At 67.7% G+C, this 15,062-nt stretch carries 16 protein-coding genes and 1 tRNA gene; 7 read left to right on the plus strand and 10 right to left on the minus strand.

From position 1 onward, the window contains the following. Window positions 1–383 precede the first annotated feature (383 nt). From OZ10_RS09490 to tmk, 5 genes are all read left to right on the plus strand, one after another. Window positions 384–836, plus strand: a complete 453-nt coding sequence (locus OZ10_RS09490) for a roadblock/LC7 domain-containing protein (RefSeq protein WP_039404601.1) — start codon at window positions 384–386, stop codon at window positions 834–836. A gap of 66 nt (window positions 837–902) precedes the next feature. Continuing rightward, window positions 903–1,262, plus strand: a complete 360-nt coding sequence (locus tag OZ10_RS09495; protein WP_039564648.1) for a roadblock/LC7 domain-containing protein — start codon at window positions 903–905, stop codon at window positions 1,260–1,262. Window positions 1,263–1,356: 94 nt separating this feature from the next. Next, complete coding sequence (locus OZ10_RS09500; RefSeq protein WP_039404607.1) at window positions 1,357–2,274, plus strand: hypothetical protein; 918 nt, start codon at window positions 1,357–1,359, stop codon at window positions 2,272–2,274. Beyond that, entirely contained in the window at window positions 2,271–2,810 is a 540-nt protein-coding gene (locus OZ10_RS09505; protein ID WP_039404610.1) for a GTP-binding protein, read from the plus strand. The genes OZ10_RS09500 and OZ10_RS09505 overlap by 4 nt, the downstream gene beginning before the upstream one ends. 512 nt (window positions 2,811–3,322) lie before the next feature. Further along, a complete protein-coding gene (gene tmk, locus OZ10_RS09510) occupies window positions 3,323–3,991 on the plus strand; it encodes a dTMP kinase (protein WP_039564650.1) in 669 nt (222 codons plus the stop codon). A 276-nt stretch (window positions 3,992–4,267) separates the two neighbouring features. Here tmk and OZ10_RS09515 read toward each other — a convergent pair. The 4 genes from OZ10_RS09515 to birA form a co-directional block, all read right to left on the minus strand. Then, window positions 4,268–4,343 (minus strand) — tRNA-Thr (locus OZ10_RS09515). A 32-nt stretch (window positions 4,344–4,375) separates the two neighbouring features. Further along, window positions 4,376–5,218, minus strand: coding sequence for an SPOR domain-containing protein (locus tag OZ10_RS09520; RefSeq protein WP_039564651.1), 843 nt, complete (start codon window positions 5,216–5,218; stop codon window positions 4,376–4,378). Window positions 5,219–5,227: 9 nt separating this feature from the next. Then, window positions 5,228–5,956 (minus strand): type III pantothenate kinase, encoded by a 729-nt coding sequence (locus OZ10_RS09525; protein ID WP_039404616.1) that lies wholly within the window; start codon window positions 5,954–5,956, stop codon window positions 5,228–5,230. Continuing rightward, the gene (birA, locus tag OZ10_RS09530) at window positions 5,953–6,933 is read right to left on the minus strand and encodes a bifunctional biotin--[acetyl-CoA-carboxylase] ligase/biotin operon repressor BirA (protein WP_267483902.1); all 981 of its coding nucleotides are present in this window, start codon (window positions 6,931–6,933) and stop codon (window positions 5,953–5,955) included. The genes OZ10_RS09525 and birA overlap by 4 nt, the downstream gene beginning before the upstream one ends. A 75-nt stretch (window positions 6,934–7,008) precedes the next feature. On the opposite strand from birA, the gene OZ10_RS09535 reads away from it, so the two are divergent. Both OZ10_RS09535 and OZ10_RS09540 read left to right on the plus strand, forming a co-directional pair. Next, window positions 7,009–7,323, plus strand: coding sequence for a hypothetical protein (locus OZ10_RS09535; RefSeq protein ID WP_039414699.1), 315 nt, complete (start codon window positions 7,009–7,011; stop codon window positions 7,321–7,323). Between the two features lie 8 nt (window positions 7,324–7,331). After that, a complete protein-coding gene (locus OZ10_RS09540; RefSeq protein ID WP_039564653.1) occupies window positions 7,332–8,087 on the plus strand; it encodes a M90 family metallopeptidase in 756 nt (251 codons plus the stop codon). 86 nt (window positions 8,088–8,173) lie between these two features. Here OZ10_RS09540 and OZ10_RS09545 read toward each other — a convergent pair whose 3' ends face one another. From OZ10_RS09545 to dusA, 6 genes are all read right to left on the minus strand, one after another. Next, window positions 8,174–9,358 (minus strand): DUF1501 domain-containing protein, encoded by a 1,185-nt coding sequence (locus tag OZ10_RS09545; protein WP_039414693.1) that lies wholly within the window; start codon window positions 9,356–9,358, stop codon window positions 8,174–8,176. A gap of 41 nt (window positions 9,359–9,399) precedes the next feature. Further along, window positions 9,400–10,983: a DUF1800 domain-containing protein gene (locus OZ10_RS09550; RefSeq protein WP_039564659.1), complete on the minus strand. Its 1,584-nt coding sequence runs from the start codon at window positions 10,981–10,983 to the stop codon at window positions 9,400–9,402. A gap of 122 nt (window positions 10,984–11,105) precedes the next feature. Beyond that, a complete protein-coding gene (locus tag OZ10_RS09555; protein ID WP_052210008.1) occupies window positions 11,106–12,476 on the minus strand; it encodes an ATP-binding protein in 1,371 nt (456 codons plus the stop codon). A gap of 74 nt (window positions 12,477–12,550) precedes the next feature. Continuing rightward, window positions 12,551–13,234: a response regulator transcription factor gene (locus OZ10_RS09560; RefSeq protein WP_002808458.1), complete on the minus strand. Its 684-nt coding sequence runs from the start codon at window positions 13,232–13,234 to the stop codon at window positions 12,551–12,553. 70 nt (window positions 13,235–13,304) lie between these two features. Further along, window positions 13,305–13,607: a hypothetical protein gene (locus tag OZ10_RS09565; RefSeq protein WP_039564655.1), complete on the minus strand. Its 303-nt coding sequence runs from the start codon at window positions 13,605–13,607 to the stop codon at window positions 13,305–13,307. Between the two features lie 327 nt (window positions 13,608–13,934). Then, on the minus strand, window positions 13,935–14,939 hold the full coding sequence (dusA, locus tag OZ10_RS09570; protein WP_039406322.1) for a tRNA dihydrouridine(20/20a) synthase DusA: 1,005 nt from the start codon (window positions 14,937–14,939) through the stop codon (window positions 13,935–13,937). Between the last annotated feature and the right edge of the window lie 123 nt (window positions 14,940–15,062).

The following is a 15,062-nucleotide window of genomic DNA, read 5'->3' on the forward strand; positions in this document are numbered from 1 at the left end:
CGATGTCGGTGGGAACGCCTATCAGGGAAACCGGCAGGTACTGCGTTGCCATGCATTGCTCCAGCATCGAGAAAGCCGTGCAGTCTAGTGGCGCGCCCCGGCGCTGACGCGCGGCAGCGCAGCACGGCATGTCGCCTGCATCGGCTTGCCGGCCTCATCCAGCTGGGAGGCGAGGGGTTTAGATCTGCCTCGTCGCGCCGCTACTGTGACGTGCCACTGCAGTTTGTGGCGCGCTGGACTTTGCAGATTCTGCTTGTCTGACCGCCCAGTGAAACCGCTGTGGCTGGTGTGACTGTGCGCTTATACCTGGATGGTATGGTGCGCCGGCCAGCGCAGGACATGCACCACGCACGCGCTCGGGCCATCAGCAACAGGGGATCTTCATGCCGCACAACGCCGTCAACCAGGTCGTCAAGGCCGCCGTGGGTGAAGTCGCGCGCGCGTCGCATCAGTACGACCTGCAGCGCATCGGGCGCGAATTTGCGCAGACCATCGAACGCGAGCCCGGCATCCGCCTGCTGATGCTGTCCACCGCCGATGGCCGCGCCATCGCCGAACACTCCAGCCTGGACGTGGATGGACGTCGCCTGGCGGCGATGGCCAACTCGTTCCTCACCCTGGGCGAGACCCTGGCGCGCGAATCGCGCCTGAGCGAGGCCGATTACGCCACCGTGAGCACCCGCGGGGGGCAGCTGGTGCTGATCCGCATCCGCGCCGACAAGCCGCTGACGCTGACGGCGGTGGGCGGGCCGGACCTCAATGCCGCCGCGCTGCTGTTCAATGCGCGCGATTGCGCCGGCCGCCTGGCCACCGCCCTGGCGCAGCCGGCCGGCTGAGGCCTGGCACTGTTCGTGCTTGCCTGAGCGCACCGATTTTTCTCACCGTTTGGAAGGGGACCACCGATGTCAAAACTCACTCTGGAACAACTGCATTCGCTCGCCGGTTTCGTGGGCGCCGCGCTGGTCGACAGCGATAGCGGCATGGCGCCGGGCATGACCGGCGGCACCGAGCTCAACCTTGAGCTGGCCGCGGCCGGCAACACCGACGTGGTGCGTGCCAAGCGCCGCATCGCCGAGCAGCTCGGCCTGAACGACACCATCGAAGACATCCTGATCACCCTGTCGCGCCAGTACCACCTGCTGCGCCCGCTGGAGAGCAACCCCACCTTGTTCCTGTACGTCGTGCTGGACCGCGCCAAGGCCAATCTGGCGATGGCCCGCCACGAGCTCAAGGCGTTCGAAAAGACCCTGGATTTCAGTTGATGCCCGACGGGCGGCGCCTGCGCGTCGCCTGCCCTGCCTGCCGGTACGTACCGGCAGGCGTTGTCGCTTCATTGCGCCACGACGGCGCCCACTCATGACCACACCCATTCACGCCATGCGGGTCGCCACGGCCGGCCTGGACCTGCTGCACACCACGCGCCTGAAACTGGCGTGTTCGCTGCTGCTTGCCGAGCGCATCGACGTGCAATTGGGCGAGTGGCCGCAGCATGCGGCCGACGTGGTGGTGCTGGGTCTGGAAACCGCCGACGGCCTGGCCGCGTGGCAGGCGCTGCAGGGCCAGCCGGTGCGGGTGCTGGTGGTCTCGCGCACACCGGTTGCCGGCGCCTGGCTCAAGCATGGCGCCACGGTGCGCGAACTCAACGAGCAGATGCGCCTGTTGCTGTCCTCCCCGCACACCACCCAGGTGGCCGAACCGGCACTGCTGCTGCGCCATTGCCGCGGTGAATTCGGGCCCGGCACGGTGATGGTGCGGCATGCAAGCCTGCAGGTGCGGGTGGACCCGGCCAATGCTTGCGTGCATCTGCCGGCCGGCATCGGCTTGCCCGCGCTGGTGGCCGCCCTGGACCGGCCCGGCTGGCAGCGCGTGGCCGACGACGACGACGTCGCGCTGCCCCAACGGCTCTCCTTCGAAGCGCTGTACTTCGCCCTGCCCGAGCATCTGCGCCCCGCGCTGCCGGCGGTGGAGCCGGCGCATGCGTTGCAGCTGCGTCAGTGGCCCGAGCTGAGTGCCGACACCAGCTCGCCCGCACACCTGCTGGCCATCGCCCACCTGCATGCGCGCCCGTGGCGTCCGCAGGCCCTGGCCAATGCTTGCAAGCTCCCGCTGCAAACGGTGGAATGCCTGTTCGCCGCTGCGCTTGCCAGCGGCCTTGCCCAGACTGCGGAGATTCCCGTGCCTTCTACGCCGCGTCGTCCGGACAGCAGCAATTCCCGGTTCTTTTCCTGGGTCGCACGTCGGTTTGGCCTCTCACTCTTTCAGGCGCAGTCATGAGTCTTCCAGCCAACAAACTGGTGTTCGTTGGCGGCATGGGCGCCGGCAAGACCACGGCGGTACGTGCCATCTCCGATGTGGAGCCGGTCAGCACCGAAATGCCGCTCAGCCAGGATGCCTACGGCGACAAGACCTACACCACGGTCGCGCTGGATTACAGCTCGATCGAGCTGGAAGACGGCGAGCTGCTGCACGTCTATGGCGTGCCCGGGCAGAAATATCTGGATTTCATGTGGCCGCTGGTCTGCGACGGTGCGCTGGGCGTGATCGTGCTGACCAATGCGCGCGATCCGCAGATGCTCGGGGCCACCCTGGCCCTGCTGCGCGAGTTTTCGCAGATCGCGCCTGAGGCCAGCCTGGCGGTGGGCATCACCATGACCGACGAGGTCGAGGATTTCCTGGTGCCGCCGTTCCGCGAGGCACTGGTGGCCGAAGGCTTCCGCATCCCGGTGATGCGCGTGGATGCGCGTTCGGCCACCCAGATCACCTTCCTGGTGAAATCGCTGCTGTCCTACCGCTATACCTCGGCGACGTGATCGGCCGTAAGGCGCGCACGTTCCGTGCACGTACCGATAAACCGCACCGCTAAACAAGGAATCCGGTCACGACGGGCCTGAGAGGGCGTCACGCGGGGGATGCCGCCTCTAGGGTGGCGGCGACGCGTCCTTCTTCCTTGAAGCCAGAAACGCGACTCAGTCATGACACGAATGAGCGCTACGTCTGACTTGTTCAGTATGCCCAGGGGACAGCGGCCGGGACATCGGGACGATTCCGACATCGCGCTGGACATATCGGTAATAAGTATTTGGCCATAGGGCCGGGATGGGGATTCGGGATTGGGGTCGCGTCATGAGCTTCGGGATGGCGCGTGGGATGCCCTCGAAGCCGCCGCACCGCGGCGTCCACTGCTCACTGCGGGCATGCGCCCGCGGCAGTGGCCATCGTGTATCGCCAGGTGCTCGCTCGTCCAGCGTCGACAGCGCCCGGGCCGGCGTTGCCGCCGCGCTGCGGCTACTGGTCCATCGTCACGATCAGATAAAGTAGCGCGATGACAATCGAACTGAAGCCCGGCGGGCTATTGATCGCCATCGAAGGCATCGACGGCGCCGGCAAGACCACGCTGGCGCGCAGTCTGGCGGCCACCTTGCAGACCGCCGGCGCACGCGTGGTCTCCAGCAAGGAGCCAACCAATGGCCCCTGGGGCACCCAGCTGCGTCAATCCGCAGCCACCGGGCGCCTGAGCGCGGACGACGAAGCCGAGCTGCTGATCCGCGATCGCCACGAACACGTGGACAATCTGATCGCGCCGGCGCTGGCGCGCGGCGACATCGTGATCCTGGACCGCTATTTTCCTTCGATGGTCGCCTACCAGGGCGCTGCCGGCCTGCCACTGGACGCACTGCTGGAACGCAACGCCTTCGCCCCGCGCCCGGATGTGCTGTTGCTGCTCGACCTGCCGCCGCCCACCGGCCTGGCCCGCATCCGCGCCCGCGGCGACGCACCCAACCATTTCGAAACCCAGGACAACCTGGAGCGCTGCCGCGCGATTTTTGCCGCACTGGAATTGCCGGGCAAACACGTGCTGGATGCCAGCGCCGACGCCGACAGCGTGCTGCGCCGCGCCCTCGCCATCGTTGTGGCCGCCCTGGCCGAGCGCGTAAGCGGCGACGCCGGCACGGCTGCGCTCCAGCTGCTCTCTGCCGGCCGTCCCGCTTGATCGCTGCGCGCAGCGCGGGGGCTGCGCGCTTCAGGCCAGACAGGGCGGCCCAGCCGACCCGGGTCACACCTCGCGCAGCCGGGACACGCACCACGTCGTGACTAGGCCCTGTCGTCCGGCAGCTTGTGGGAGATTGGTCGGTGCGCACGAGGCAATGCGTGCATCGATGCCACGGCGCATCGCACGCGGCGCCCGCCGCTGCGGCATCGGGCACGGCACAGCCCACACGCATGCACGATCAGCGTGGTCAAACCTCGGGGGATAATCTCTGCAGGATGGTGCCGGCACCCGGATTCGAACTGGGGACCTACCGCTTACAAGGCGGTTGCTCTACCAACTGAGCTATGCCGGCAAAGGCAGGCGCATTGCGCGCCGGTGCGCATTCTAGCGCAGCGCGGCGCAATCTAGCGATCGCTGCCGCGTTGCACCGGCTGCGCCCTGCAACGCGGCAGCCGTGGCCGTGCTGCGGACATCGATCCACCAGCGTGACTGGCCGGTACCGCTGGGCACCAGCTGCGCCGGGAAGCCTGCGCCCACCAGACTCGCCTGGCGCCGCTCGGCGCGCTCGCGGCTCTGGTATTGCCCCAGGGCCACGGTGTTGTCCTCGCCCTGCGCGATGACGTAATAGTCGCCAATGCCGGCGGCGGCAATGCGCTTGACCAGCGCCTGCGCCGCCGCGCGGTCGCCGACGTTGGGCAGCATCACCCGGAACGTGCTGACACCGGCGTCCTTGTCCTCGCGCAGGTTGGCGCGGGCGGTCTGCCCACGCAGGCGCGTCAGCGCCGCATCGGCATCCCCGCGTGCCGCATAAGGCCCGAAGCTGGCACAGCGTTCGGGATTCGGTGGCGGTGTCGTCGGTGGCATTGCAGCCGCAGGCGCCACCTTGGCAGCGGTGGAAGCGCTCTTCGCCGGTACCGCACTGTCGGTGGGCGCGGACACCGGCCTGGCCGTGGCAGGCGTCGGCGTCGAGGCAGGCGCCACCACCGCAGTCGGCGCGGTTTGCGGCGGGACGGGCGCAGCGGCCGGGGGCACATCCGCAGCCGCGGCGGCGGTCTCCTGTGCTGGCGGCATCGGGGCGGCGGCACGCGGCGGCAGCACGTCCAACCGGGCCACACCGGCCGGCGGCGGCGGCGCGGCCGGTGGCGCCGGTGGCGGCTGCACCGCCCACCATGACGCCACCCCGGCATTGAGGATGAGCAGGACAACGATCAGCGCGCGGACGTACATGCCCCGATTCTACGGGCTGGCCGACGCGGTCGCCCAGGTTGCCAGCCCGTCCAGCACCAGGGCGGCACGGAAGCTGGCCTCGGGCAACAACGGCAGCAACGGCGGCGCGCCGCCGCCGTGCAGCAGCAGCCGCACCGGCGTGCCCAGGCTGCGCTGCGCGTGCTGCAGGCTGCGCTCGATCAGCGCTACCGCGGCGCCATCGCAGCCAGAGGTCAGGGCATCGTCGGTGTCGTTGGCCAGCTCGACATACTCGCCGCCACTGGCCGGCAACTGCACCGCACGCGCATGCAAGGCCTGCCGCATGGTGGTGGGCGAGGCCGCAATGCGGCCGCCGTGATGCTGCCCGTCGGCGCCGAGCACGTCGATGGTCAGCGCGGTGCCGACCCCCGCCACCAACACCGGCGCGTCGCCGCGCGCGCCCAGCAGGGCCAAAAAGCGATCCACCCCGAACCGGCCGGGATCGGCATAAGCGATGCGGACGCCGGCGCACTCGGCGCTGGTGCGCACGACGCAGACCTGCGCGAAGCGCTCCTGCAGGCAGCCGAGCATCCGCTGCGTCAGTGCCGGGGCCGCCACGCTCGCCACGTACGCGACGCGCCCGGACGGCAGCGCCGACAATGCGGCGGCGTCCATCGCTTCGGCACCGTGCGCCCAGGCCTGCACGTCGCCGGCACGGTGCCCCTGCAGCGGCGCGTACTTGAACCGCGAATTCCCCAGGTCGAACAACCACGCGCTCATGCAGGTCTCACGCTGACTTCTCCGGAATGGAACAGGCGTTCGGCATCGCCCAGTTGCACGCGCAACGCCCCGTCGGCGGCCAGACCCAGCGCGACACCGTGATGCAGCGTGCCGGCTTCTTCCACCTGCACGGTGCGGCCGCGCAACACATCCAGCGCCGCGTAGCGGCTCAGAAACGGCGCCAGCCCCTGCGCCTCGAACAGGTCCAGTGCCGGCAGCAGACCCGACAACACCGCCGCCGCCACGGTGTCGCGCGACACCGCGCGGCCGGCCAGCGTCTGCAGATCCACCCACGGTTGGTCGATCGTGGCCGCGGCGGCCGGTGGCATGTGCACGTTCAAGCCCAGGCCGATCACCGCACGTGCGTTGCCGGCCATCTCGCCGCCGCCTTCGATCAGCAGGCCGCCCAGCTTGCGCTCGCGTGCCAGCAGGTCGTTGGGCCATTTCAGGCCGACGTCGGCAAACCCGCAGCCGCGCAAGGTTTCGGCCACCGCCACGCCCACCGCCAGGCTGAGCCCGGCCAGCTGGCCCAGTCCGCCGCTGAACCGGCGCGACGCCGACAGATAGATATGCGCAGCCAGCGGCGAGGCCCATTGCCGGCCACGGCGCCCACGCCCACCGGTCTGGCGCTCGGCCAGCAACACCTCCACGCCCTGCTCCGGGGCCGGACGCGCCAGCAGCGTGGTATTGGTGGACTCCAGGGTCCAGGCGACCTCCAACCCGGCCAGGCCGGCAGCAGCGTCGGCGGGCATGGCGGCGCGAATGCGCGCGGCATCCAGCAGGTCCAGCGGCGTGGCCAGACGGTAGCCGTCACCGGCCCGCCCCTCGATGGCGATACCGGCGGCGCGCAGGTTCTGGATGCGCTTCCACACCGCAGCGCGGGTCAGCCCCGCATCGCGCGCCAGCGCATCGCCGGAGAGCCGGCCGCTTGCAAGTTTGGCCAGCAACGCGCGGTCGTCCACGGCAACGGTTCCCAAATCGATCCGTGAAAGTATGCGCCAAGGCTTCCCGGCCGCCCAGCGCGGCTTGCGTGAGGCAGTGAAAACCGCGTTATGATCGGCGACTCACGCCGCCTGCCCTGGATGTGGACGATGCGCCGACTCACAGTTTGCCTGCTCCTGTTGTTGGCTCCGCTTGCCGCACTGGCATCGGACCAGCTGGTCGACGGCGATCATGAGAGCTGCGTCAGCACCAATTCGGCCGCGCGCGGCAGGACGCCCAACGGCGAGCCGGCCACGCCCGCACGCGCGCCGCAGCACAAGCCCGCACCGGCAACCGGCGGCGGTGGCAACGATGGCGACGGCCTGTTTCCGCGCATGCGCATGATGCCGCGCTGGCACAGCTTCCTGCCGGGCATGTTCCGCTGATCCAGTGGTTGACGCGCTGGCTGCGCCGGCCGCCGCTTCAGATCGACGATGCGTTGTGGCGACCGGTCTGCACCGGATGTGCCTGGATCGCTGCGCTCGATACGGACCGCCAGCACCGCCTGCGTGCGCTGACTGCGCAGTTCCTGCACCAAAAAACCATTTCGCCGGTCGATGGACTGCAGCTGCAGCCGCAGGACCATGTGTTGCTGGCGGCCATCTGCTGCCTGCCGCTGCTGGAAATCGGCGCGGCTGGCTGGCGCGGCTGGTCGCAACTGATCGTGTACCCGGATGCATTTCGGGTGCAGCGCACCCACGTCGATGCCGCCGGCGTCATGCATGCCTGGGACGACACCCTGATTGGCGAAGCCTGGGAACAGGGTCCGTTGATCGTCAGCTGGGCCGACGTGCAGGCGGATCTGGACGACCCGAACGCCGGCTTCAACGTGATCGTGCATGAGATGGCGCACAAGCTCGATGCCCTGGATGGAGCACTCGACGGCACGCCGCCCCTGCCGCACGCGGTGCAACGCCGCTGGGCGCAGGATTTTCAGCAGGCCTACGATGCGTTCTGCCAACGGGTGGATGCAGGTCATTACACCGAGATCGACCCGTACGCCGCAGAAGCACCGGAAGAGTTCTTTGCCGTGGTCAGCGAATACCACTTCTCGGCACCGCATGTGCTGGAGCGCGCAATGCCGGCGGTCGCCGCACATCTGACCAGGGTCTACGGCCCATCGCCGTTTGCGTCGGCTGCACAGCGATGAGTGCGGCGCGACCTGCCGGGTGATGGCGCGCGTCGTTCCACATCGATGCCCGTGATGTCACGCGCACCACAGGGTGTTTTGCCCGCTCACACCAGGCCCAGGTCACGCGGCGTCGCACCGGGAAACACACGCTCCAGTTGCGCTGGCGACAGGCCCCACAGACGCTGCAGCACGCCGCCGAACAGGCTGCGGTAGTTGGTCAGCACCGGGTAGTCGCGGTTCTGCAGCAGGTGCGCCTGCTCTACAGCCACCTGCTCGCCTGCAATACGGCCGCCGCGCACGCCGCCCCCCAAGACCCAGTACGTGGTGCCATGCCCGTGATCGGTGCCCTTGCTGCCGTTTTCGCGGAAGGTACGCCCGAATTCGGAAATCACCACCACCACGGTGTCGTTCCAGGCTGGACCCAGCGCGTCGGCATAGGCGGCCAGCCCCTCGCCGAGGTTGCGCAGGTTGTTGGCCAACCCGCCTGCGACGCTGCCCTGGTTGGCATGCGTGTCCCAACCACCGACATCGACGAATCCCAGGCGGTACCGCTCGCGCATCAGGGTGGCCATGCGCCGGGTTTCATCGGCAAAGGTCCGCGCACTGGCAGCGCCGCGGCCGGCCTGTTCCATCTCTTCGCGCAGCTGCGCGGTGACCTGCTGACGCAAGGCAAGACCCTCGCGCGCGGCGGCCGCCAGTGGCGTGGCGTCGTACATCTGCGCCAGGATCTGCGCCTGCCGTGCATCCAGCCCGCCCTTGCCGATGCCCTTGAGCGAGACGTTGGGCAGATCCGCGCCGCCCTGAAAGGTCAACGGCAGCGAATCGGTGAAGGCAATGGCCGGCACCCCGTTGAGCACACCCGACAGCCGCGCCATGAACCCCGAGCGGTAATTGCGGTGCGCGCCGGCCTGCCCGGATTCGATATCGTCCTGGGTCTCGAAGTGACTGCGCGAAGTGTCATCGGTGCCGGCAAACGGCACGAATGCCAGCTGATTGCGTTGCCACAGCGGCAGCAAGGCATCGCGCATCACCGGGTTGAGCCCCCACTGCGCATCCAGCGCGATGGCGCTGTCGGGGTTGGACGGGTCCGGCCGCGCGATCGCCAGCGTGGGGCGCGACTGATAGTAGAAATCGCTGGCGTGCGGCACCAGCAGGTTATTGCTGTCGTAGCCGCCGCGCAAAAACACCACCAGCATGCGCGCGCCCTCGCGCGGGGCAGCGAACAGGCGTCCGGTCCACGGCAGACTCGCGGCAGCAGCCGAGGCAAGCAGAAATTGACGTCGTTGCATGGTGCACTCCTGCGGCGATCACCGCATCGCAAACTACAGAATCAGCGGTAGTTGAAGTCGGGCGAGGACAGCAAGAACCCGTTCCATTCCGCCGGCGAACGGGCCTGTTCCAGCGCCTGACGCGTCGCGCCGGAGAGCGAGGGCGCGGTCCAGCGATACGCCGTGCGCGTATCGATCTGCGTCAGCGGCGGGACCGGCGTGTCGCTGTCGCCATCGAGCCGGAACACCTGCTTTGGCCCGCTGCCCAGCGAACGCGCCACCTCGAACCGGCGCGCCAGTTGCCCGGAGCTGGTCCAGGCCTGCGACTGCAGCGACCATCCGTCCGGCGTGATGCGCCCGAACAGGGGCTCGCCGAGTTGTTGCACCCAACTGACCATGGGCGCGGCGTTGAGCACCGGCTGGTCGTCGTAGGCCAGCCGCATCGCCGACACCACGAACCGGTTGGGGTCCTTGAACTTGCGCGGTTGCGCCTGTGCAAATTCGGCCGAGCTCAGCATCGTCTGCACGACCTTGGCGATGTCGCCGTCGCTGCGCTCGAACGTGCTGGCCATGCGCGCCACCAGCGCCGGTGGCGGCGTATCGCTGACGAAGTACTCGGCCATGCGCTGCGACACGAAGCGTGCGCATGCCGGCTGACGTACCAGCAACTGCACGGCATGTTCGATTTCATCCAGCCCGCCAGCGGCGATGCGCTGCCCCAGCAGGACCTTGTCGCCGGGCTGGTGACGCGCCGGATTGAACTCGAACAGGCCCTTGCGCACCACCAGTGGCTGGCCGGGCACGGCCATCGGAACCGGCCGCGCTCCATCGGCCTTGATCGGCACCAGGCCGGCGCCGGTGAGGATCAGGGCCAGCTGCTGCACATCCTGCTGGGTGTAGCCGCCATGCACGCCCAGCGTGTGCAGCTCCATCAGCTCGCGTGCGTAGTTCTCGTTGACCTTGCCCTTGGCGTTCTTGGCGTTGTCCAGATACTCCAGCATCGCCGGGCTCTGCAGCGTGGCCATGACCAGCGTGGCGAACTTGCCGGTGGCGTTGGGGCGGATCGCGTGTTCCATGTAGTCGGCGGCCATCCACTTCACCCGGCCCTTGTCGGCATACACGCTGAAGTGATTGAGCCAGAACCACACCAGCTGCTCGCGCAGCTGGTCCGGCGCATACACCGCACGCAGCAACTGGGCCTGCCGCGCCTGGGTCAGCATCTGTCCGCCGCGCGCCTGCCAGTCCTTGCGCAAGGCTGCCTTTGCATCGCCGTCGGGCATGGTCTGCAAGCGGATCTTGTCGGCCTCGTACTGGGTCAGCAAGGTCACCAGCGGCGTGTGCAGCGCATCGAAGCGCTGCAGTTGGGCACGCACCGGTGCCGGCAGCGCCGCATCGTCGCTGGGCTGCAACAACAGGGCGCCATAGCGCCTGGGGCCAAGCCGCTGCAACTGCGCCGCGCCATCGGCGTTCGCACCGTAACTGGCGCGTTGCAGCCAACGCAGCTGGGTCGGCGTCAACGCCGCCTCGGCGGCATGGCCGAGCAGCGCAACTGCGCAGCTGGCAGCCAATAGCGGCAGCCGCCATCTGCGCAGCTGCCGGTTGGCACGTGTTTTCACGCAAGGATGCTGTGCAACGCGCTCGACCATGCGGCTCTCCATCGCAACTGCCTGCAACCGGACCAGTATGGGCAAGCCAACGTTCGAGGCGTTAAACGGTTGTCGGAGCCGCGCGGGCGATTGCCCATGGGTTCATCGGGCCAGACGGCCGCTCACAGCCCCGCCGGCAGAGTGACATCGAAGCGGGCACCGCCCAGTTCCTGCGAGCGCACCACCTGCAGTTCGCCGCGGTAGGCCTTGATCAGATCCTGCACGATCGACATGCCGATGCCATGGCCCTGCACGCGCTCGTCGCCCCGCACGCCGCGCTGCAGGATCTTGCCCACATCCTCGGGCGCGATGCCGGGGCCATCGTCTTCCACCGACAGGATCAGGCCGGCACGCCGGCTACCGGTGGTGGGACCAGGCTGGGCCGTGAGCAGCACGCGGCTACGTGCCCATTTGAAGCCGTTTTCCAACAGGTTGCCGAGCAGTTCCTGCAGGTCGCCGGGCTCGCCGTGGAAGCGCGCCTCCGGTGAGATGTCGAATTCGCACAGCACGCCCTTGACCGAATACACCTTCTCCAGCCCGCGCACGATTTCCTCGGCGCTGGGCTCGATCGGCAAGGGTGCGGCGAACAGTTTGTGGCCGCTGGAGGCCGCACGCGCGAGCTGGTACGACACCAGGTCGTTCATGCGCCGCAATTGCACGTCCATTTCCGCATGCAGATCGCGCTCGGAGGCACCGCTGTCCAGTTGCGTGCGCAGCACCGCGATCGGTGTCTTGAGGCTGTGCGCCAGGTCGGCCAGCGTGTTGCGCTGACGCTCAAGGTTGTCGCGCTCGCTCTCGATGAAGGCATTGATGCTGTCGGTCAGCGGCTCCAGCTCGCGCGGATGCTGCTCGCTCATACGCTGGATCTCGCCGCGCTGCACCTTGGTCAGTTCGTTGATGACCCGCCGCAGCGGGCGCAGGCTCCACTGCAGGATGAAGGCCTGCAACACCAGCAGCACCACGCCGGCGCTACCGAGGTAGAACCACACCGCACCACGGAACACGCGCAGCTGCGCGCCCATCGAGCGCGCGTCTTCCATCACGTAGATGGTGTACGGAATCTCGCCGCCGTGTTCGCGCTCGACGTAGCTCACGCCCAGCCCGTAACGGTACAACTGGCCCAGGCTGCCGTCGATCTGGGTCATTTCCAGTGGGCCGATGAACTCTTCCTGCCGCGGTTCGAGCATGCGCCCATGCGGAATGTTCGGGCCTTCCGCCGACATCGACGTCCAGCTCTCGTCCGGGCGCACGACCTCGACATACAGCCCGCCACCGGGAACGTCGAACCGTGGGTCAGGCGGCTGCCCGCCGATGTACAGCGAGCCATCGCGAACAAAATCGATATTGGCCGCGTATGCGGACGCGTAGTTTTTCAGCCGCTCGCGCAGGTTGCGTTCGGCCGTGTCGGCGAACGCCACATCCAGCGCGTACCCGGCCAGCGCCAGGAAGGCCACCAGACTGAGGCTGGCGGCCAGCAGCTGGCGCGCCTGCAGGGAGCGCGGGCGCCAGCGTTTGTACCATTTGGAGCGCACCGGCACCCGATCGTCCTGCTTGCCGCCGTGCGAACTCAGCCTTCGGTACGCGGAATGGCGAAGCGGTAACCGCGTCCGCGCACGGTCTCGATCGGCTTGAGCTCGCCATCGGGATCGAGCTTCTTGCGCAGGCGGCCGATGAACACTTCCAGCACGTTGGAGTCGCGGTCAAAGTCCTGCTGATAGATGTGCTCGGTGAGGTCGGCCTTGGAGACCAGTTCACCGGCATGCATCATCAGGTACTCGAGCACCTTGTACTCGTAGCTGGTCAGATCGACGTTGGCGCCATTGACACTCACCGTTTGCGCCGCCAGGTCCAGGGCCACCGGCCCGCATTCCAGGGTCGGCTTGCTCCAGCCCGCCGCGCGCCGCAGCAGCGCATTGACGCGTGCCAGCAATTCTTCGACGTGGAACGGCTTGACCAGGTAATCGTCGGCACCCTGCTTGAGACCTTCGACCTTGTCCTGCCAGCTCGAACGCGCGGTCAGGATCAGCACCGGGAACTTCTTGCCCTCGTCGCGCAGCGCCTTGATCAGCTCCATGCCCGACATCTTGGGCAGGCCCAGGTCGATGATGCCGACATCGAATGGCACTTCCCGGCCCATGTACAGACCTTCTTCGCCGTCTTGTGCAGCGTCGACAGCAAAGCCTTCACGCTTCAGACGCGCGGCAAGGGTCTCGCGCAGCGGAGCTTCGTCTTCGACCAAAAGAATACGCATGCACTCTCCCTAGTAACGTTATCGGCCCGGGGCCGGGGATTTATGAGACTGAACGCAGAACTATGGGGGTTCAGTGGTTATCGTCGCGTGGTGGGGCATCGGGTGCGACGGAGGTGCGGGGCGGCGCAGCGTGCGCTTGTTCCGGTTCGTACACCGTATGGACGCGGCCATCCTTCATGTACTTGACCCGATTGAGGCTGCCGCCATCGAACGGCACCCGCTCGGCGCCCAGGATCGTCCCACCGGTAGAGCGCTGCACGGAGCGGATGGTGTCGGACAAGCTGCGGCTGTTGCCGCGCGCTGACGGCGGCATCGCCTCACGACTGCTCTGCGCCATCGGATATCCCTGGCCCCAGGCCGACGGCGCCGCCATGGCGGCCCAGAGGGCAACCAGGACAACAAAACGGGCGCGGCGGAGGGTTTGGGTCACAACGGGATCCTAGCGGGTTGTTCAGAAACATTCAAAATTCGTGAAACCGGCACTGCATCACACTGCAGCCGGGCCCAGGAATTGAGCCAAATTCTTGATTTTTGGGGGTGAATCCGATCTGAACTTTTTAGCTTGGTGTTAACACTGTTCAGTCAAATGAATAGTCCGGATCCGCATCGGCTCCAAGAATGAAGCCCGCGCGCGGCTGGCTTCGCCACCATTACTCCGGATACCACCTGCCCATTCAGCGTATGCAAGTGCCGGGCCAGTTCAGGCCACGACGCGCCAGGGCCGGGTGTCGGTTCGCTGCAGGGCCTGCTCCACCAGCTCCCAACCGGCCCCAGGGCGGTGTGCGCCCTCGCTCAATACCTGCCGAAACGCGCGCCCGCCCGGCTGACCATGGAACAGGCCCAGCACGTGACGGGTGATGTGCTTCAAGGCCAGACCCTGCTGCAACTGAGTGACCACATAGGGTTCCAGCGCTCGCAGCAACGCCTCGCGCGACTGCTCGGGGCGCTGGCTCAACGCGGCATCGAGCTGATGCAGCACATACGGGTCGTGGTAGGCGGCGCGGCCGAGCATCACCCCGTCGGTGTGCTGCAGGTGGGCCAGCGCCGTGTCGACGGCGGCGATGCCGCCATTGATCACGACCGGCAGGTCGGGGCGCTGCTGCTTGAGCCGGTAGGCCCAGTCGTACCGCAGCGGCGGCACTTCGCGGTTTTCCTTTGGCGACAGGCCCTTGAGCCAGGCGTTGCGGGCATGCACCACCACCATCGCGGCGCCGGCGGCGACCACCTGGTCGACAAAGCTGGCAAACACCGCGTAGTCGTCATCGTCGTCCACGCCCAAACGGCATTTGACCGTGATCGGCAGGTCGGTGGCGGTGCACATCGCCGCCACGCACTCTGCGACCAGCGCCGGCTCGCGCATCAGGCAGGCGCCAAAGCGCCCGGCCTGCACGCGATCGGACGGGCAGCCGCAATTGAGGTTGATTTCGTCATAACCCCAGTCCTGGGCGATGGCCGCCGCCTGCGCCAGCAGGGCCGGCTCGCTGCCGCCCAGCTGCAGGGCCAGCGGGTGCTCCACCGGGTCGAAACCGATCAATCGCGTGCGATCGCCGTGGATCACCGCATTGGCGTGCACCATCTCGGTATACAGGCGTGCGGACGGCGCGAGCAGGCGGTGGAATACTCGGCAATGGCGGTCGGTCCAGTCCATCATCGGAGCGACGGACAGGCGCAGTGAGGCGGCGTAGCGATCGGCGGAAGCGGTCATCGACGGTTGGCCGCAGCGAGCAGCCATTGCAATACGGAGCAGGATCAGCAGCTTACACGGGCGCCGATGAATCTGCGGCAGTGCGGCATGGCATGCTGACACTCCCCGCCTGCCGGATGCGCG

Source organism: Xanthomonas cannabis pv. cannabis (genome assembly GCF_000802365.1).
Classification (GTDB): domain Bacteria; phylum Pseudomonadota; class Gammaproteobacteria; order Xanthomonadales; family Xanthomonadaceae; genus Xanthomonas; species Xanthomonas cannabis.